The 20,001-nt window shown below is 69.6% G+C and carries 14 protein-coding genes; 7 read left to right on the top strand and 7 right to left on the bottom strand.

Annotated features, from left to right (window positions below):
• Positions 1 to 253 precede the first annotated feature (253 nt).
• From LDL49_RS49670 to narI, 4 genes are read left to right on the top strand one after another with little or no spacing between them, the layout of a single operon-like run.
• A complete protein-coding gene (locus LDL49_RS49670; RefSeq protein ID WP_225301954.1) occupies positions 254 to 3,907 on the top strand; it encodes a nitrate reductase subunit alpha in 3,654 nt (1,217 codons plus the stop codon).
• A 37-nt stretch (positions 3,908 to 3,944) separates the two neighbouring features.
• The gene (gene narH / locus LDL49_RS49665) at positions 3,945 to 5,600 is read left to right on the top strand and encodes a nitrate reductase subunit beta (RefSeq protein ID WP_225301953.1); all 1,656 of its coding nucleotides are present in this window, start codon (positions 3,945 to 3,947) and stop codon (positions 5,598 to 5,600) included.
• On the top strand, positions 5,597 to 6,223 hold the full coding sequence (gene narJ / locus LDL49_RS49660) for a nitrate reductase molybdenum cofactor assembly chaperone (RefSeq protein WP_225301952.1): 627 nt from the start codon (positions 5,597 to 5,599) through the stop codon (positions 6,221 to 6,223). The genes narH and narJ overlap by 4 nt, the downstream gene beginning before the upstream one ends.
• Entirely contained in the window at positions 6,220 to 6,951 is a 732-nt protein-coding gene (gene narI, locus LDL49_RS49655; RefSeq protein ID WP_225301951.1) for a respiratory nitrate reductase subunit gamma, read from the top strand. Before narJ ends, narI begins: the two co-directional genes overlap by 4 nt.
• 152 nt (positions 6,952 to 7,103) lie before the next feature.
• Here narI and LDL49_RS49650 read toward each other — a convergent pair whose 3' ends face one another.
• Positions 7,104 to 7,817, bottom strand: a complete 714-nt coding sequence (locus tag LDL49_RS49650) for a CBS domain-containing protein (protein ID WP_225301950.1) — start codon at positions 7,815 to 7,817, stop codon at positions 7,104 to 7,106.
• Positions 7,818 to 8,075: 258 nt separating this feature from the next.
• On the opposite strand from LDL49_RS49650, the gene LDL49_RS49645 reads away from it, so the two are divergent.
• Entirely contained in the window at positions 8,076 to 8,600 is a 525-nt protein-coding gene (locus LDL49_RS49645; RefSeq protein ID WP_225301949.1) for a hypothetical protein, read from the top strand.
• A 187-nt stretch (positions 8,601 to 8,787) separates the two neighbouring features.
• On the top strand, positions 8,788 to 10,293 hold the full coding sequence (locus LDL49_RS49640) for a WS/DGAT/MGAT family O-acyltransferase (RefSeq protein ID WP_225301948.1): 1,506 nt from the start codon (positions 8,788 to 8,790) through the stop codon (positions 10,291 to 10,293).
• Here the strand turns inward: LDL49_RS49640 and LDL49_RS49635 are convergent.
• The 6 genes from LDL49_RS49635 to LDL49_RS49610 form a co-directional block, all read right to left on the bottom strand.
• Positions 10,290 to 11,165, bottom strand: a complete 876-nt coding sequence (locus LDL49_RS49635) for a universal stress protein (RefSeq protein WP_225301947.1) — start codon at positions 11,163 to 11,165, stop codon at positions 10,290 to 10,292. The two genes, LDL49_RS49640 and LDL49_RS49635, sit on opposite strands and share 4 nt — an antisense overlap.
• A gap of 193 nt (positions 11,166 to 11,358) precedes the next feature.
• Complete coding sequence (gene fdhF / locus LDL49_RS49630) at positions 11,359 to 14,049, bottom strand: formate dehydrogenase subunit alpha (protein WP_225301946.1); 2,691 nt, start codon at positions 14,047 to 14,049, stop codon at positions 11,359 to 11,361.
• Positions 14,046 to 15,734 (bottom strand): NAD(P)H-dependent oxidoreductase subunit E, encoded by a 1,689-nt coding sequence (locus LDL49_RS49625; RefSeq protein ID WP_225301945.1) that lies wholly within the window; start codon positions 15,732 to 15,734, stop codon positions 14,046 to 14,048. Before LDL49_RS49625 ends, fdhF begins: the two co-directional genes overlap by 4 nt.
• Positions 15,731 to 16,078: an adenine nucleotide alpha hydrolase family protein gene (locus tag LDL49_RS49620; RefSeq protein WP_225301944.1), complete on the bottom strand. Its 348-nt coding sequence runs from the start codon at positions 16,076 to 16,078 to the stop codon at positions 15,731 to 15,733. Before LDL49_RS49620 ends, LDL49_RS49625 begins: the two co-directional genes overlap by 4 nt.
• Positions 16,072 to 16,341: a DUF1876 domain-containing protein gene (locus LDL49_RS49615; RefSeq protein WP_225301943.1), complete on the bottom strand. Its 270-nt coding sequence runs from the start codon at positions 16,339 to 16,341 to the stop codon at positions 16,072 to 16,074. Before LDL49_RS49615 ends, LDL49_RS49620 begins: the two co-directional genes overlap by 7 nt.
• 324 nt (positions 16,342 to 16,665) lie before the next feature.
• On the bottom strand, positions 16,666 to 19,245 hold the full coding sequence (locus LDL49_RS49610) for a cation-translocating P-type ATPase (RefSeq protein ID WP_225301942.1): 2,580 nt from the start codon (positions 19,243 to 19,245) through the stop codon (positions 16,666 to 16,668).
• Between the two features lie 520 nt (positions 19,246 to 19,765).
• Here LDL49_RS49610 and LDL49_RS49605 point away from each other — a divergent pair.
• Positions 19,766 to 19,954, top strand: a complete 189-nt coding sequence (locus LDL49_RS49605; RefSeq protein ID WP_225301941.1) for a hypothetical protein — start codon at positions 19,766 to 19,768, stop codon at positions 19,952 to 19,954.
• Positions 19,955 to 20,001 lie beyond the last annotated feature (47 nt).

Below are 20,001 nucleotides of genomic sequence, written 5' to 3'. Positions count from 1 at the left end.
TGAACCGGCCACCCTGGCCCGTTATCGCAGGTTTCGGGCCTTTGGGGGTCTGAAGGTGGGACTAAAGACCCTGAGGTGGCCGTATGGCTGGCAGCAAGGATGGAGGCGTCATGCTGGCCCCGGCGCCGGACCGGGTCGGCGCAGGTAGCGAGATGGTCGAACGGGCGCGGGGTCTTCGTGCCGCTACCTGGCTATGAAAGCGCCGATGGCGGGGCAGGTCCGGGTTTGTGCGCTAGATGAAGGAGTTGTGCGTATGGCGGGTATGGACGGGCCGGTCAGCGATGCCTTGCTCCAGATGGGAAGGCATTTGCGCCGCGGCGAAGTCTCCAGTGACCTGCGGACGTTGCACCAGATCGGCGGACGCCAAGGCGACGCGTTCTACCGCGACCGATGGAGCCACGACAAGGTCGTACGCTCCACTCACGGCGTCAACTGCACCGGCTCCTGTTCCTGGAAGGTGTACGTCAAGGACGGCGTGATCACCTGGGAGGCGCAGCAGACCGACTACCCCAGCGTGGGCGGCGACCGGCCGGAGTACGAGCCCCGGGGCTGCCCGCGCGGGGCCGCCTTCTCCTGGTATACCTACTCGCCCACCCGGGTCCGCTTCCCGTACGCCAGGGGCGTCCTGGTGGAGATGTACCGGGAGGCCAGGGCGAGGCTGGGTGATCCGGTCGCGGCGTGGGCGGAGATCACTACAGACCCGGACAAGCGCCGCCGCTACCAGTCGGCCCGCGGCAAGGGCGGCCTGGTGCGCGTCACCTGGGATGAGGCCACCGAGATCATCGCCGCGGCGCACGTGCACACCATCAAGACCTACGGCCCTGACCGGGTGGCTGGTTTCTCCCCGATCCCTGCGATGTCGATGGCCTCCCACGCGGTGGGCGCCCGGTTCGTGTCGTTGATCGGCGGGGCGATGCTGTCGTTCTACGACTGGTACGCCGATCTACCGGTGGCCTCGCCGCAGGTGTTCGGCGATCAGACGGATGTGCCGGAGTCGGCCGACTGGTGGGACGCGGCGTACCTGATGCTGTGGGGCTCGAACGTCCCGGTCACCCGCACGCCGGACGCCCACTTCATGGCAGAGGCGCGTTATCGGGGCCAGAAGGTGGTGGTGCTCGCGCCTGACTACAACGACGCCGCCAAGTTCGCCGACGAGTGGCTGGCCCCGCACCCGGGCACGGACGGGGCGTTGGCCATGGCGATGGGGCAGGTGATTCTCAAGGAGTTCTTCGTCGACCGGCCAACGGCGTATTTCGCCGATTACGTCAAGCGGTTCACCGACCTGCCGTTCCTGGTGCGGCTGCGTGAGCGGGACGGGTCGTATGTGCCGGACAAGTTCCTCACCGCGGCCGACCTGGGAGAGGAAGGTCAGGAGGCGGCGTTCGCGACGGTCCTGCTGGACGCGCGGACCGGCGAGCCGGTCGTGCCGAACGGCTCACTCGCCTTCCGCTACTCCGACCACGGGCAGGGCCGCTGGAATCTCGACCTCGGCGAGGTGGACCCGCTGCTGACCTGCCTCGGGCAGGAGGCAGCGGCGGTTGCGCTGCCGCGCTTCGACGGTCACGGCGAAGGAGTGCTGGAGCGTGGCGTGCCGGTGCGGCGGGTCGGCGGCCACCTGGTCACCACGGTGTACGACCTGATGCTCGCCCAGTACGGCGTGGCCCGCGACGGGCTGCCGGGGCGCTGGCCGTCCGGGTACGACGACGCGGCCGAGCCGTACACCCCCGCCTGGCAGGAGGCGCTCACCTCGGTGCCGGCCGCGGCGGCGGCCCGCATCGCCCGGGAGTTCGCCCGCAACGCCGAGGAGTCGAGCGGCCGATCCATGATCATCATGGGGGCGGGGACGAACCACTGGTTCCACTCCGACACCATCTACCGCTCGTTCCTGGCGCTGACCACGCTGACCGGCTGCCAGGGCGTCAACGGCGGAGGCTGGGCGCACTACGTCGGCCAGGAGAAGTGCCGGCCGATCACCGGCTGGGCGCAGCTCGCCTTCGGCCTGGACTGGTCGCGCCCGCCCCGGCAGATGATCGGCACCGCCTACTGGTACCTGCACACCGACCAGTGGCGCTACGACACCTACTCGGCCGACGTCGTCTCCTCGCCGCTCAGCGACGGCGCGTTCACCGGCAAGGCCACCGCTGACCTGCTGTCGCAGTCGGCGCGGATGGGCTGGATGCCGTCGTACCCGACCTTCGACCGCAATCCGCTCGACCTGGCCGACGAGGCCGCCGCGGCGGGCGCGGAGGCGGGGCCGTACGTGGCCGAGCAGGTCGCCCAGGGGCGGCTCGGGTTCGCCTGCGAGGACCCCGACGCGCCCGCGAACTGGCCGCGCGTGCTGACCGTGTGGCGGGCCAACCTGCTCGGCTCCTCGGCCAAGGGCAACGAGTATTTCCTGCGCCACCTGCTGGGCACCGACTCGGCCGTACGGGCCGAGGAGGCCGCGCCCGGACAGCGGCCGCAGAGCCTGGCCTGGCCGCAGGAGGCGCCGCGCGGCAAACTCGACCTGCTGCTGTCACTGGACTTCCGGATGACCTCCACCACGCTGTTCTCCGACATCGTGCTGCCCGCCGCCACCTGGTACGAGAAGCACGACCTGTCCTCGACCGACATGCACCCGTTCGTGCACGCCTTCACCCCGGCGATCGACCCGCCCTGGCAGACCCGCACCGACTTCGCCGCCTTCCACGCCATCGCCAAAGCCTTCAGCGACCTCGCGAAGACCCACCTGGGCACGCGCACGGACGTGGTGGCCGTGCCGCTGCTGCACGACACGCCCGACGAATTGGCCACCCCGCACGGACGGGTGCACGACTGGCGCGCGACGGGCCGGCCGCCTGCTCCGGGACGCGACTTCCCCAAGCTGGTCACGGTGGAGCGCGACTACGGAGCGGTGGCGGAGAAGATGGCCGCCCTCGGTCCGCTGCTGGAACGGCTCGGCGCCACGACCAAGGGGCTGACGTTCGACGTCTCCGGCGAGATCGACCGGCTGGGCAGGATGAACGGCACCGTCCGCGGCGGCGTCGCCGAGGGCCGCCCCTCTCTGGCCCGCGACTGCGACATGTGCGAGGCCATCCTGGCCCTGTCGGGCACCACCAACGGGCACCTGGCCGCTCAGGGGTTCGCCACGCTGGGCCGCCGTACCGGGACGTCGTTCGACGGGCTGGCCGACGAGCACAAGCAGATCACCTTCGCCGACACCCAAGCCCGGCCCGTACCCGTGATCACCTCGCCGGAATGGTCGGGCAGCGAGAGCGGCGGGCGGCGCTACTCGCCGTTCACCATCAACGTCGAGCACCGCAAACCCTGGCATACGCTCACCGGCCGCCAGCACTTCTATCTCGACCACGACTGGATCCACGAGGCCGGCGAGGCGCTGCCGATCTACCGGCCGCCGCTGAACATGACCGCGATGTTCGGCGAGCCCGGCGTCGGCCGATCGGGGGTGGACGGCATCACCGTGCGCTATCTCACCCCGCACTCCAAGTGGTCCATCCACTCCGAATACCAGGACAACCTGCTCATGCTCACGCTCTCCCGAGGCGGCCCGACCATCTGGATGAGCCCCGCCGACGCGGCCAAGGCGAAGATCGCCGACAACGACTGGGTAGAGGCGGTCAACCGCAACGGCGTCGTCGTGGCCCGCGCGGTCGTCTCCCACCGGATGCCCGAGGGCACCGTGTACATGTACCACGCCCAGGAGCGCGTGGTGGACGTCCCCAAGAGCGAGACCTCCGGGCGCCGCGGCGGCATCCACAACTCGCTCACCCGGCTCCTGGTCAAGCCCACCCACCTGATCGGCGGGTACGCCCAGCTGAGCTTCGCCTTCAACTACCTCGGGCCCACCGGCAACCAGCGCGACGAGGTCACCGTGATCCGCCGCCGCTCTCAGGAGGTCGACTACTGATGCCCGCGAGCGTAGCGAGCCGCGAACGGAGTGAGCCATGAGACTGATGGCCCAGCTGGCCATGGTAATGAACTTGGACAAGTGCATCGGCTGCCACACCTGTTCGGTCACCTGCAAGCAGGCGTGGACCAACCGGGCCGGGGTCGAGTACGTCTGGTTCAACAACGTCGAGACCCGCCCAGGCCAGGGCTACCCGCGCACCTACCAGGATCAGGACAAATGGAAGGGCGGCTGGGAGCTCAACCGGCGCGGCCGGCTCCGGCTGAAGGCGGGCGGGCGGCTCAAGAAGCTGTTCACCATCTTCGCGAACCCGCTCATGCCGTCCATCCAGGACTACTACGAGCCCTGGACCTACGACTACGACCGGCTCTTCTCGGCTCCCGCCTCCGAAGACACGCCCGTCGCCCGGCCCAAGTCGCTGATCACAGGCAAGAACACGAAGATCACCTGGAGCGCGAACTGGGACGACAACCTCGCCGGCGGCCCGGAGCTCACCTCCGCCGACCCGGTGCTACGCAAGCTGTCGGACCAGGTGAAGCTGGAGTTCGAGCAGGCGTTCATGTTCTACCTGCCGCGCATCTGCGAGCACTGCCTCAACCCCTCCTGCGTGGCCTCCTGCCCATCCGGCGCAATGTACAAGCGCTCCGAGGACGGCATCGTCCTGGTCGACCAGGACCGCTGCCGGGGCTGGCGGATGTGCGTGACCGGCTGCCCGTACAAGAAGGTGTACTTCAACCACCGCACCGGCAAGGCCGAGAAATGCACCTTCTGCTACCCCCGGGTCGAGGTCGGCATCCCCACAGTCTGCTCGGAGACGTGCGTCGGCCGCCTGCGCTACCTCGGTCTGCTCCTCTACGACGCCGACCGCGTCGCCGAGGCCGCCTCCGTCCCGGACGAGAAGGACCTGTACGAGGCGCAGAAGAGCGTCCTACTGGACCCGCACGACCCCGAGGTGATCGCCGCCGCCCGCACGGCGGGCATCCCCGAGGACTGGCTGGAGGCGGCACGCAACTCCCCGATCCACAAGCTGATCTTCGAGTACGGCGTGGCGCTCCCGCTGCACCCGGAGTACCGCACGATGCCGATGGTCTGGTACATCCCGCCACTGTCGCCCGTGGTCGACGTGCTGGCGAACACCGGCCACGACGGCGAGGACGCCGGCAACCTGTTCGGCGCGATCGACGCCCTGCGCATCCCGATCGGCTACCTGGCCGAACTGTTCACCGCCGGCGACCCCGAGCCGGTGCGGGCCGCGCTGCGCCGCCTGGCCGCCATGCGCTCCTACATGCGCCGACTCAACCTCGGCCAGGACCCCGACGAATCGATCGCCGCCGCCGTGGGAATGAGCGGCGGGCAGGTCGAAGGCATGCACCGGCTGCTCGCCCTCGCCCCCTACGACGAGCGGTACGTCATCCCCAAAGCCCACGCCGAGCAGGGCGCGCAACTGGAGGAGACCGCCACCGGGTGCAGCCTCGACTACGACGGCGGCCCCGGCATGAACGGCCCGTTCGGCGAGGCCTCCGGCATGCCCGCCCCGATGGCGGTGGAGAACTTCCACGCGCTGCGCGAGCGGCAGGCCGGCGACGACCTGGAGGACGCCGGCGAGCTGCGCGGCCGCGTCAACCTCCTCAACTGGGACGGCAAGGGCACCCCTGACGGGCTGTTCCCTAAAAGAAACCGGGACAAATCATGATCGATCTGGGAGAAAGCGAGCTGCGTGCCGCCCACATGGTGGCGTCGGTGCTGCTCGGCTACCCCGACGACCGGTTGTACGGCGCCCGGCAGGTGCTGGCCGAGGCGGTGGACGCGCTGCCCGCCGGGGAGGTCCGCGACCACCTGAGCGCCTTTCTTGACCACGCCGCCGGCACCGCGCAGGCCGACCTGGCCGCCCACTACGTGGCGACCTTCGACCTCAAGCGGCGCTGCTGCCCGTACCTGACGTACTACGCCTACGGCGACACCCGCAAGCGCGGCGGGGCACTGCTGCGTTTCAAGCACGCCCTGCGCGCCGCGGGCTTCGAGGTCGCCGACGGAGAACTGCCCGACCACGTGGCGGTGGTGTGCGAGCTGTCGGCCCGCGGCGCCGTGCGGGAGGCGCGGCGCCTGCTACAGGAGCACCGGGCGGGCCTGGAGCTGCTGCACACGGCGCTGGAGGACGAGCGCTCGCCGTACGCCGACGTGGTGGCCGCCGTGACGGCCACGCTGCCCCCAGCCGGCCCGCGCGAGAAAGAGGCCGCGCTGCGGCTGGCGGCCGAAGGACCGCCCGCCGAGGAAGTCGGACTGGAACCCTACGCCGTCATGGAGGCATCCCGGTGAACGCCCTCGACGTCCTGCTGTGGGTGGTGGCGCCCTACGTGGCACTCACCGTGTTCGTGCTCGGCCACATGTGGCGCTACCGCTACGACAAGTTCGGCTGGACCACCCGCTCGTCGCAGATGTACGAGTCGCGGCTGCTGCGCATCGGCAGCCCACTGTTCCACTTCGGCATCCTGGTCGTCCTGCTCGGCCACATCGGCGGGCTGGTCATCCCCAAGAGCTGGACCGAGGCGGTAGGCGTGAGCGAGGAGGCCTACCACGCCGGCGCCGTCGTGCTCGGCACCATCGCGGGCATCGCCACCCTCGGCGGCCTGGCAATCCTCATCTACCGGCGCCGCACCGTCGGACCGGTGTTCACCGCCACCACCCGCAACGACAAGCTCATGTACGCCGTGCTGAGCGTCACCATCGTGCTCGGGCTGGCCGCCACGGTCGTCGCGAATGTCGTCGGCACCGGCTACGACTACCGCACCACCATCTCACCCTGGTTCCGGTCGATCTTCTCCTTTAGCCCGGACCCCGCGCTGATGGCCGGCGCGCCGATCCTGTTCCAATTGCACGCCCTCAGCGCGCTGTTGCTGTTCGCCATCTGGCCGTTCACCCGGCTGGTGCACATGCTCACCGCGCCCATCGGCTACCTGACTCGCCCCTATATCGTCTACCGCAGCCGAGCCGACCAGCCGACCGGCGCCCGCACGCCCCGGCGCGGCTGGGAACCGTCACGCTGACGGCCGCCGGCCAACCGACGGCGAGCACGACGAAACTGCATCAGGCTCCGTCCTCCCTGCGGTGGTCAGGCAGGAAGGAGCCAAGGACACCGCGGCCGAGGACACTCGCTGATCGCTCCAGAGCATCAGGGCGGAAAGTGGCGTCCACGGGATTAGGACGGGCCGGAAAAGGTGTCGCCGGCACGCGTGGAGTCGTCGTGCTTCCAGCTCAGCTTGTCGATGATGTCGACGACGCCGTTGACGCGGCGGGTCATACGTGTCGCGAGCATGACTTCGCTGCGTCGGTCCATCCAACCGCTCAGCGTTACCAACCCCTGGTCGACATGCACGGCAACGCCCAAGGTCTCCATCGACAACGAGCGCTCCAGCACCTCCTCGCGGATCTCGCGGGCGATGTCGGAATCGGCCCGCACGAACGTCTTGAGCAGATCGCGTCTGCTGACGATTCCTTCGAGATAGCCGTCTTCGGCGACGACCAGGCGCTTGACGCCGTGCTTGTCCATGAGACGGGCGGCCGTGACAGTCGAGGAGCGGGGCGAGACCGTCACCGCGGGCGACGTCATGAGCTCGGCGGCTGTGTCACCCACCGCCTTCTGCCGGAGACTGCCCCCGTCCTGCGACAGCCGGTGGCGCAGCCGTGCGCGCAGCGGCGGTTGGTAATTGTCGCCGTAACACTGCTCACGGAACTCCTCCTTGCACAGCAGGTCCGCCTCGGACACGACGCCGAGCACATAGTTGCTCTCGTGAACCACCGGCACGGCGCTGACGCCATGCGCTATGAGCGCCTCGGCGATGTCCTTGAACGGGGTGCTGCTGTTGACCGAGACGACCTGCGTGGTCATAACGTCTTTCACAGTGGTCCGCATGGTGGACCCTCCTTCGGATTTCATCTCGATCCCACAGCCAAGCGCTCCGGACCGATAGGGGCGGAAGTCCCAGAGCGTCCGGTCCTTGGTCTGTATGGGGATGCGGTGACGGTGACGCACCACACCGAAACCGGCATAGCCGTACGAAGTGCCAAAGGTCCCGGCATGGAGGGCCGTACGGCACTGCCCGCCGGTCACCGGAAACGGTGTGATCGAGGTGTGAGAAGAGCAGCCCATCCGCACTGAAAGGGGGCCGTCATGGCCACCACACGTTTAACCCCCATGAACGTCAACACGAGGGACAACGCCACTCGCCCGGTCGACTATGTCTGGGCGATCGCCCGGATCTCGATCGGCTGGATCTTCCTGTGGGCGTTCCTGGACAAGACCTTCGGCTGGGGCTTCGCCACCCCCGCCAACCGCGCCTGGATCTCCGGCGGCAGCCCCACCACCGGCTTCCTCAAGGGCACCGGCGAAAACGCGCTCGGCGGCTTCTTCAGCACGCTGGCCGGACAGCCCTGGGTGGACTGGCTGTTCATGCTCGGCCTGCTGGGCATCGGCACCGCGCTCATCCTGGGCGTTGGCCTGCGGATCGCGGCCGTCACCGGCACACTCATGCTGGTCCTGATGTGGGCCGCCGAACTGCCCCTGGCCAACAACCCCTTCATGGACGACCACATCATCTACTCCATCGTCCTGGTCGGCCTCGCTCTGGCAGGCGCCGGCACCACCCTCGGACTCGGCAAGCTCCCCATCATCCAACGCAACGCCTACCTGAAGTAGTGCGCCCCCGCGCTCGATGCCCACCCCCAGCCCGGGGGTGGGCATCGCGCTGTGCCGCTCCCCGCCGCCACGCACCCGTTCACAGATCGGGCATAACGGCGAGCCGCCCGGGACCTTGTGCCCTGGCCGCCTTGCCAGCACGAGACGACGCTGGGGGCACATCGACAAATACAGAGGTGAGACGGTCATGGCCGATCACATGAGCCCGCTGGATGCGGCATTCCTGGATCTCGAAGACGAGGAACCCGAGGTGTCCATGGCGATCTCGTCGGTCGCCGTCTTCGAAGGGCCGGCGCCCGCTCCGGAGGAGTTCCTCGCGGCCATCAGGGCCCGGCTTCCGCTGGTGCCGCGCTACCGACAGAAGGCCCGCCAGGTGCCGCTCGACCTCGGCTTGCCGGTCTGGGTGGACGACCCCGCGTTCGATCTGAGCTATCACGTCCGGCGCGTGGCTCTTGCTCCACCGGGTCAGGACACGGCGCTCCACGACCGGATCGGCGACATCATGTCGCAGCGACTCGATCGCGCCCGGCCTTTGTGGGAGTACTGGGTGATCGAAGGGTTGTCCGGCGGCCGGTGGGCGCTGGTGTCCAAAATGCACCATTGCATGGTCGACGGGGATTCCGGCCCACACCTCTACCAGGTGATCTTCGAGGAGTCGCCCGAGGGCGGAGCGGAGCCGCCGCCGGACGTGTGGACTCCGGCCCCCGAACCGTCCACGCTGAGCCTGGCCGCGGGCGCGCTGCGCGAGCTGCTCCTCAACCCGGTCGAGCAGGCGCGCATGATCGGCAGGGCGCTGGCCGCGCCGCGCGCCACCGTCCAGCACGTGACGGACACCGCGCGCGGTCTGATCGCCCTGGCCGGCGCGCTGTGGCCGGCGAGCGGCTCCACCCTGACCGGCCCGATCGGTGGGTACCGGCGATACACCGTGGCCCGCGCGTCGCTGACCGACGTCAAGGAGATCGCCCACCGGGCGGATGTCACCGTCAACGAGGTGGTGCTGTCCGCGATCAGCGGTGGTTTCCGCCACCTGCTGCTCCAGCGCGGTGAGGAGCCGCACTCGCGCGCGGTGCGCTCGCTGGTCCCGGTGTCGGTGCGCGCCCGAGGCGCGGAGGGCGTTTGCGAGAACCGAGTGTCGGTGATGCTGGCGTTCCTGCCGGTGCACGTGGCCGATCCGGTCGAGCGGCTGCGCGCCGTACACGAGCACCTCGCCGAGCTGAAGGCGAGCGGGGAGGCCCAGGCGGGGGAGGCGATGACCGCGCTGGCCGGCCACGAGCCCTTCCTGCCCATCTCCTGGGGACTGCGGCTGGCTGCGCACCTGCCGCAGCGTCACATCGTCACGGTCACCACGAACGTGCCCGGGCCGCGCGAACCGCTGTACCTGCTCGGCCGACGGGCGTTGGAGATCCTCCCGTACGTCCCGATCGCGTTGCGGCTGCGTACCGGCGTGTCGATCTTCACGTACGGTGATCAGGTCACGTTCGGCGTCACCGGCGACTACGACAGCGCGCCCGAGGTCAAGCCGTTCGCCCGCGCCATCGAGCACGAACTTCACGCGCTGAGCCTTGCCCACCGCCCGAACCCCGCCCCATCGGTGGTCACGCTGCTGCGCCCCAAGGACAGACGGCCACGTAGAGCGGCCACGCGTCCATCGACCGCCACGAAGGCGAAGGCGGCAGACCGGCGCCTGAGCTAGCCGGGCGGGGTTACCGCGACCGGGCACCAGGCTTCGAGCAGTGCGGTCTGGGTGACCGGTCCCAGCAGAAGGCAGGCTGGTGACTCGTTTCCCCGGCTGCCGAGCACGAGAAGCGTCGCATCTTTGGCTGAGTCGATCAGTGCGCGCTGGGGCCGCTCGGTCACGAATTCCGTCGTGACCGGTACATCGGGGTGTCTGCGCGCCAGCTGGGATGCGACTTCATGGAAGCGGGCTTCGGCTCCCCTGCGCAGCGCGTGCGAATCCACGAAGGGAAGCGGCTCCTGCCAAGACGATGATCCGCAATCTCCCCAGCAGCACAGGGCCGTCACGGTGCCGCCACGCAGCGCGGCCTCCTCCAGAGCGAAATCGAGGGCCGCCAGGCTCGCGGGCGAGCCGTCGACGCCGACCACGATCCGGACCTCCTGGCTGCTCGGTGATGGCAGGGGCCGTACGACGATGACCGGCCTGACGCTGTGCGCGGGCACTTGTACGGCGGCTGACCCCATGCGTAGGCCGTCGAATCCTCCTTGCCCGCGAGATCCGAGCACCGTCAGCTCCGCCTCGCGTGCGGCCTCCAGGAGCACCGCTGAGGGTGTCCCTCTCCCCAGCAGTGGCTGGGCGTCTATCTCCGGAGCCAGGTTCCGGGCGCGGCGGACGCCATCGTCCAGCACACCGCGGGCGACTCGCTCGATCTGGGCCAAAACCTCCTGCGGAACAGGTCTGAGGGCATAGGGCCAGTGCCAGGCATGGCAGACCAGTACAGGAAGCGCCCGCAGCCGCGCCTCCTCGACTGCCCAGCGCAGCGCCTGCTGGCTCTCAGACGAATCGTCGTAGCCGACCAGAATGGGCCGACCGGCATATTGATCGCTCACTGCCGCCTCCCGGAAGAGGAATTCTCTGGCCTTGCCGCATGAGCTTTCCCCCAGCTGATGAGATGAGACCCGCAGACGATAAAACTCTTGGCGCTATCTCGCCTGCCCTAGACGGGCGCTCCTAGCCGAGGTCGCAGGCCGTGAATCGGCGTGCTTGGAATAGTTCTCAGCACCGAAAATTCATCTTTGATATTCATTTAGCGGTAAGGGGGTTCAGCGCTGTCAGCCGCACAGCCGTGACTTTGTATTCGGGGCATGAGGTCACGGTGTCGACTCGGTCAGAGGTGAGGGTGTTGACCCCGCTGGCAGGGAAGTGGAAGGCGCAGAAGACTTGGCCCGGAGCCATGGCGTCGCTGGTTCCGACGATCAGGCGGGCCTGACCGTGGCGGCTCTCCACCGCGACCGGGTCGCCGTCGCGCAGGCCGTAGCGGGCCGCGTCGGTGGGATGGATGTCGAGCCGGTCCACGGAGTCGAGGAGGAGATTGTCCGTGCGCCGGGTCATGCCGCCGGAGTTGTAGTGGGCCCAGCGCCGTCCTGTGACCAGCACCAGAGGGTAACGGTCGTCAGGCTGCTCGCCGGGCGGTAGATAGGGCGCGGCGCTGAGCTGAGCCAGCCCATCGGGGGTGGCGAAGCGTTCCCGGTAGAGCGAGACCTCGCCGGGCCGGTCGGGGTCCGGGCACGGCCAGGGGACAGCGCCTTCGCGGTCGAGGCGTTCGTGAGACAGTCCGGCGAAGGGGGGAGCCAGTCGGCCGCACTCGGTCAGTGCCTCTGCCGGGGTGGGACATCCCAGATCGGCGTCGAGCGCTGCGGCGAGGGCGTGGATGACCTCGAAATCGGTGATCGCCGCTCCCGGCGGGTCGAGGGCGGTTCGCACCCTTTGGAAGCGACGGTCGAAGTTGACGAAGGTGCCTTCCTTCTCCAGCCAGGACGCGACCGGTAGCACGACGTCGGCCCTGCGGGCGGTTTCGGATAGGAAGAGCTCGTTGCACACGACGAGCGGGCACGTCTCGAGCGCTTGGGCGACGTGTGTGCTGTCCGGATCGGTGGCGCACACGTCTTCTCCGATAACCCACAACGCGCGCAGTTCTCCCGCGCGCGCGGCGGCGAATATCTCTGGGATGCGCATTCCGGGCCGCTGCGGGACTGATGTGCCCCACACGCGCTCTGCTCGGGCTCGGGCGGCAGGGTCGGTCACCTTCCCGTATCCGGGCAGGAGGTCCGGCAGCGCGCCCATGTCGGAGGCGCCTTGGACGTTGTTCTGGCCGCGTAGCGGGTTCACCCCGAAGCCGCGGCCGGTGCCGACCGCTCCGCGCAGGATCGCCAGGTTGGCCAGGGTGCGTACGCCGTCGGTGCCGTGCAGGTGCTCGGTGACCCCCAGCCCGTAGATGATCGCGGGCTTCTCGGCCCGGCCGAAGAGCCGGGCGGCGGCGACCACGTCGTCGGCGGGGACGCCGGTGATCGCGGCCGTCCGGTCCGGGGAGTAGTCCGCCAGTAGCGTGGTGAGCTCCGGCAGGCCGGTGGCTCGGCGGCGCAGGAACTCCTCATCGATCAGGCCTTCGGTGAGCATCACGTGAGCCAGCCCATGGAAGAGGGCGACGTTGGTGCCGGGCCGGGGCCGCAGGTGAACGTCGGCGTAGCGGGCCAGGCCAACCGCCCGAGGGTCCGCCACGACGAGCCGCGCCCCGCGCAGGACCCGCTGCAGCAGGCGCGCGCCGACCACCGGGTGCGCCTCGGCCGGGTTGGCGCCCACCAGCAGCAGACAATCGGCGCTCTCCACGTCGTCGAAGCAGTCGGTGCCGCCGGACAGGCCGAACGTCGCGGTCAGTCCGGCCGCCGATGGCGCATGGCACAGCCTTGAGCAGTTGTCGACGTTGTTGGTGCCGATCACCACCCGCATGAACTTCTGGAGCAGGTAGTTCTCCTCGTTGGTCGCCCTAGCCGAGGAGATCGCCGCCACCGCGTCGGGGCCGCCCTCGGCAACCGCGGCCCGTAGCCCTCGGGCGACGTGCTCGAGCGCCTCGCGCCAGCTCACCGGCTCCAGTCGGCCGTCGCGGCGCAGCAGCGGCTGGGTGAGACGCTCGGGCGAGCTGAGGAAGCCGTGGGCGAAACGGCCTTTGACGCACGCGTGCCCGCGATTGACCGGGCCGTCGTGGTCGGGCAGCACCGCGACCACCCCGCCCTCGCGCGTGAGCACGTCCAGCGAGCAGCCCACCCCGCAGTAGCCACACGTGGTGCGGGTACGTGCCGGCTCCGGTGTCCTGCCGCCGATGGGCAGGCCGGGCTCGGTGAGCGCGCCGGTGGGACAGGAGTCGACGCAGCCACCACAGGCGACGCAATCGGAGTCCGCCCACAATCCTCCCGTGCCAGGCGCGACCACCGTATCGGCACCCCGCCCTACCAAGGTGAGGGCGAACGTGCCCTGCACCTCGGCGCACATCCGCACGCACCGGCCGCAGGCGATGCACAGGTCCCGGTCGAGGTGGACGTAGGGGTGGCTGTCATCACGTCCCCGACCGCCGAGCCCTTGGGCGGCCTGCGGCGCGATCCCCAGCGAGTGGCAGACCCTGGCCAGTTCGCTGCCGCCGGGGCCACCGTCAAGAGTGTAGGGCGGCAGAGCCGAGACGATCAGCTCGACCGCCTCGCGACGCAACGCTCGCAGATCGTCGGCCGCGACCTCGATCAGGGCGTCATCGGCGGCCGGAGTCACGCACGCGGCCACCACCTTTCCACCGGATCTCACCAGGCAGGTACGGCAGGAGCCAACCGGAGTCAGACGGTCATCGTTGCACAACGTGGGCAACTCGCCGCCGGTCGCACGCACGGCATCGAGCACCGAGGCGTCATCCGCCACCTGAGCGGTCACCCCGTCGACCCGGACCCTCACCGGTCCCACCTCGCTAGCCGTTCGCCGTAGGCGCGGGCGAGGCTGCGCACCGCCGCCGGTACTCGCCGCCCGAAAGCACACAGGCTGGCCTCACCCATGACCTGGAGCAGCCGCGCGTACTCCGCGTCGGCCGGCGCACCGGTCCGGACGATCTCCAAGCCGCGGCGGGACCCGACCCGGCACGGTGAGCACGCGCCGCAGCTCTCCGCGGCGGCGAACTCCCATACATGGCGCAACACCTCTTCGGGCTCGACATGCTGGTCGAAGGCGACCAGTCCGGCATGCCCGAGAGCCGCGCCGCGACCGGCCAGATCCGCCTCCGACAGCGGCACGTCGAGCTGGTCGGCAGCAAGGAAGCCGCCCAGAGGCCCGCCGACCTGCAAAACGGTCAGATCCGAGCCCTCACGCAGGCCACCGCCCAGCTCGACGACGATCCTGAGCACGGGCATGCCGAGCTCGACCTCGTAGCAGCCAGGCCGGGCGAACCGCTCAGACAGGCAGACCAGCTTCGTACCGGACTCCGACGGCGTGCCGCGTGCGGCATAGGCGTCTCCGCCGCGAGCGACGATCCACGGGACCGCGGCCAGCGTTTCGACGTTGTTCACCACGGTGGGGGCATCCCACAGACCCCGCTGCGTCGGGTAGGGCGGACGCGGCCGCGCACAGCCGCGCCCGCCTTCAAGTCCGGCGACAAGGGCGGTCTCCTCGCCTGCGACATAAGAGCCCGAGCCGTCAACCACCTCAACGTCGAGATCGACATCAGTGTCATGGATCCGCCGCCCCAGATGCCCCTCGGCGCGTGCCCACTCGACCGCGACCCGCATCCGGGCCAGCGCGCGCGGATACTCCGACCGGACCAGCACCACACCACGGCGGCCTCCGCAGGCGAAACAAGCCAGAGCCAGCCCCTCCAGCACCCTCCCCGGATCAGTCTCCATCAGCAGCCGATCGGCGTACGAACCCGGATCGCCCTCATCGCCGTTGGCCACCACCACCGTGTCGGGCGAGCGCCCCGCGGCGGCCCACTTGGCGGCCACCGGAAACCCGGCTCCTCCGCGCCCCCGCAGCCCGGAGGCCGCCACCTCGGCAAGGACCTGCTCCGGCGTGCGCGTCCGCACAATGCCGGGCCACACCTGCCAGGCGTCCTCTCCCCCGACGACGCCGGCCAGCACCACAGGAGCACCGGTGGCATCGACGGCCGGTATCGGGGGAGCATGAGGTTCCGCGCGGCCAGAGAGCTGATCGGCCAGCACCGGCCCGGTACACGGCGTGTCGCCATCGAGGCAGGCGGGACCGGCATAGCAGTAGCCAAGACACCGGACACCCTGCAGCGAGACCTCCGCCGCCGCATCGACGTGACCTGCCGCGACGCCGAGCACCTCCTCCACCTCACGAACATGCCGACCCGCCCCTGCGGCGAAGCACGCCGCAGCGGTACAGACCCGCACATGACGGCGACCGTGAGGAGCGGCCAGATCGGCGTAGAAGGTGGCCGGCCCGAGCCCCGCCGCCGCTGGCAGGCCAAACCGATCGGCGACCTCAGGAGCAAACACCTCGGCGGCCTCCCGCCCAGTCTTCGCCGCGTCGGACAAAGCCTCCAGCAACCGGATGCCAGGACGCCCACGACGCTCGGCCAAGGCGCGAAAAGCGTCGAATCGGCTGTCTGACCCCATGTTCCCCATCATGACCCCACGCCCGTCACCGTCGCACGCAGGCGCTGGTCATCATTGGGCAAGGCCGCGCCCACGGTGACCAGCAGCTGGGCATCGGTGACACGCTCGACTAGGGCCAGAACCGGTGACCCGGTGACCACCTGGGTGATGACGCTGATGTGGGGCTGTGTGGTGCGGAGCACGGCACCGTCCAGTAGCGTCCGCACCGCGGCAGCGAGCCGCCGCCTCATACGGGCTGGGAGGGCGTGCAGCATGAGCAGCGGGGCCCGGCGCAACTCTGCCTCCTTGCCCGCCCAGGCGGCCGCGCGCAAGGAGACGGGACTGCCGTTAACGCTGGCGACGGCCGGGCTCACCATGAACGGCTCGGCACGGCAGAATCGGCGAGTTCGGTGATGTCGTGTTGCGTGATGCGGGCCAGCTTCTCGACGAGATCCGCCAGGGCGCGTGAGGCGGCTAGCTCGTCGCCGATCTCGGGCACGGCGGGGTCGGCCGGGTTGCGCCGGGCGTGGCCCGTGCCCGTCAGCCGCGTGGCATCCCTGGTGGTCAGGACCGCTCGCGCGGTGGTGTCGTCGCTCTCCTGCGTGAGGTAGATCTGCACGGTCCACTGCTTGGCTTCCATGATCGCCAACCTCCTTCAGTGGCCTATATGCCTTCATCCCATCGGATGGACTCGACGCATGGCAGAGGCGAAAGTCCACAAGCCGGTCGGACCAACGGCCCTACTGTCCGTCGCGGGCGGTACGACTTCACAGGTGGGCGGCGATCGGTCCCCATCCGGGTCACTTGGATGGCGGCGAGGTGCCGTGCCCTCGATGGAACACGACAACGACAGCCGAACGCCGAAACTGTCGCGGCCGCCTACGCTGACTATGCAGCTCTGCACCCCGATGGCCACCGCGTTAGCCCAGCTGACCATGCTAAACGTTGTCCCGACCCGCACGGGTCACGCGCGGGATTGATCGCTGTGGTCGAGCTGGTGGGCATGGGCGGGGGCGCCTGGTGGGAGGGGCTGTGGCGGGCGGGCGGGGTGAAGGATCCGGTCGAGGCGGACGGCGGCGTAGCCGAGGGTGGACAGCGCGGTGACGATCAGCAGGTCGCCCAGGGGCAGTGGTTCGGTGCCGAGCAGTTCGCGTAGCGGCGGGAGGTACAGTCCGGCGAGCTGCAGGACGAACGCGCCGGCGACGGCGAACAGCAGCATGGGGTTGGCCAGCGAGCCGGGTCTGGTGCGGGAACCGAGCGCGACGCCGAGTTGGGTGGCGCCAAGGGCGAAGAAGGCCATGCTCTGCCACGGACGTCCCGTCAGGTCGGCCCAGACGGCGACGCCCAGGGTGACGGCGGTCAGGACGACGGCGATCCGGATCACGCGCTGCCACAGCCCCGCGCCCAGGATGCTCTGGGTGGGCGGCCGGGGTGGGGTGGTCATGGCTCCGGGCAGGGCCGGTTCGCCGCCGAGGGCCACGCCCGGCAGTCCATGGGTGAGCAGGTTGATCCACAAGATCTGGGCGGGAAGCAGGGGGAGCGCGAGGCCGACGAACGGCCCCAGCAGCATCACCGCGATCTCGGCGGCTCCGCCCGACAGGCCGTAGACCAGGAACCGGCGGATGTTGGCGTAGACCCGGCGGCCCTCCTCGACGGCCGCGACAACGGTGTCCAGGTTGTCGTCGGCGAGAACGAGGTCGGCCGCCTGACGGGCAACCTCGGTGCCCCGTTTGCCCATGGCCACACCGATGTCGGCGCGTCGCAGCGCCGGGCCGTCGTTGACGCCGTCACCGGTCATGGCGAGGGTCTCGCCGCGATCCCGCAGACCCTGGATGATCTCGAGCTTCTGCCCCGGGGTGGCCCGGGCATACACCCCGGCCGCGGCCTGATCGGGTGCTGCGGGGTCGCGGCAGTCCACGACCGGGTCGCCGGCGGCGATGATGCCCAGATCGGTGGCGACGGCGCGTGCGGTCCCGGGGTGATCGCCGGTGATGAGGAGCGGTCTGATTCCGGCCTGCTTGCAGGCGGCGATCGCGGCCGCCGCCGCAGGACGCGGCGGATCCAGGATCGCGACCAGTCCGAGCAACGACAAGCCGCTCTCCCACACTGTTTCCGGAACAGTGTCCAGATCGGTGCTCGCCACCGCCAGGACCCGGTATCCGGCCTGGGCGAGCTGCTCGGCCCGCTCGGCCGCGCGGGCCAGCAGCACGGGATCGTCGACCAGGACAGGCGGGTGGAGCAGCGCTTCGGGTGCCCCCTTGCAGATCACCCGGCCATGTCCGCCGGGCAGGCGATGCACGGTGCTCATCCGCTTGCGTTCACTGTCGAAGGGACGCTCGGCGACGCGCGGGAAACGCCCCTGCAGTTCCTCGCGGTCCAGGCCGAGCTTGGCGGCGGCGGCGAGCAAGGCCGCCTCGGTCGGGTCGCCCAGCGCCGCCCACTCCTCGCCGGTGTCCTGCGGCGGTGACAACCTCGCGTCGTTGCACAGTACGGCCGCCGTCAGCAGATCGGTGAGGATCGCTCCGTCGAGGGAGCCGTCGCGTTCGACCTCGCCGTCGGGTGCGTATCCGGAGCCGGTGATCGTGGCCTCCCCTGCGGGGGTCCAGAGGTGCCGGGTGACCATCCGGCCCTCGGTGAGGGTCCCGGTCTTGTCGGTGGCGAGCACGGTCACCGAGCCCAGCGTCTCCACAGCGGACAGCCTGCGTACGAGAGCGTCGCGCGCGGCCATCCGGCGAGCGCCCAACGCCAGGCTCAAGGTCACAACGGCGGGCAGCGACTCGGGCACGGCCGCGACCACCAGACTGATCGCGGTCACCACCATCAGCTCGACCGGCTGCCCGCGGACCAGCCCCAGGGCCAGCACCACCGCGGACAGCAACACCGTGATGCCGGCCAGCAGGCGCCCCACCCCCATCAGCCGCCGTTGCAACGGCGTCAGACCGGCTCCCTTGACCATCATGGACGCGATACGGCCGCTCGCGCTGGCCGCCCCGACGGCAGTGACCACCGCCCGGCCACGCCCTCGCACCACGACGGTGCCCGAGGAGACCGGGTCGTCGCCGGCCTTGTCCACCGGCACCGACTCACCGGTCAAGGACGACTCGTCGATGAGCAACGCCGCCGACTCCACCACCGTGGCGTCGGCCACGATGATGTCGCCTTCGGCCAGCACCAGCAGGTCTCCCACAACGACATCGGCTGCCGGAATCTGTGTCTGGGAACCGTCCCGGATCACGCGGGCTACAGGGGCCGTGAGCTGTGACAACGCCGTGATGGCTCGGTCGGCGCGCACCTCCTGTGCCACCCCGACGGAGGTGTTGACCACGACCACGAGCATGATGACGGCGGTGTCGGTCCAGTCGCCCGTGACGATGGTCAACGCCGCCGCCACGAGCAGAACGACGATCAGCGGATCGCGAAGCTGGGCCATCACCCGCCGCCACAACGGAACGGGCGGCTTCTGCGGGAGCAGGTTGGCCCCATCCCGCTCCAGACGCACGGCCGCCTCCGCAGACGACAACCCAGAGGGCGCGGGAATCACCATGTCTTCCTCTCTGACCTGCTGTCTTCCGGTCGGCCGCATCGGGGCGCCGCATCATTTCCCCTACCTGTTTTCGCACGGGATGAACTGTCAAACCAGGAGCGAAGGTCCCATCCAGACAGGGCGAATGGCAGGTATCGTGCACGCGGTCTGCCCATCTGAGCTGAGAGGGCAGGTCTGGACTGTGATCGACGGCTAGGTGGTGATGGCAGGTGGGAGCGGCGGCCGGCGGGACAGCGTCGGGGGGTCGTGGACAAGAGCCTGGTCGCCGCGCTACTCGCTGAACGCGTCGGGGCCGAAGATCAACGTTGTCGCGCGTTCAGCCGCGCAACGGAACGTCCCGCGGCCAGCGGAGGCCTGGCTGAGTTCGCGCCGGTCGCGCCCGGCGATTGCGGTACGCGGATCCAGCCTGCCATGGTGACTTAGGTCACACCACTCCAGGACGTTCGCCCCCGGGCGTGCGAAGAAGATCGGAGAGAGGGTGAGGTCACCACGAAATCCTGAGCGGACAAGGGTGATCGAAATGTCGGCTTTCTTGGGTGTAATGCGCACCGAAAATGACCCGCTGATCGAGACGTACTTCGCGAGAGCGGCCGATGCGCTGGATGTGCACCGCGCGGATTCGGGGCACGCCTGTCTCTCCTGTGCCGCCGCATGGCCATGCGCACCTGCACTGGCCGCGGCCTTCATGCTCGATCTGCACACCGCCTGACGAACGTCGAGATCGGGCAGGTGCGCCCATATACGTGCAGGCAGCGC

This window comes from Nonomuraea aurantiaca, from assembly GCF_020215705.1.
GTDB classification, from domain to species: domain Bacteria; phylum Actinomycetota; class Actinomycetes; order Streptosporangiales; family Streptosporangiaceae; genus Nonomuraea; species Nonomuraea aurantiaca.
Note: the sequence above shows the minus strand (reverse complement) of the source record. Positions and strands in the feature narration are given on the sequence as shown.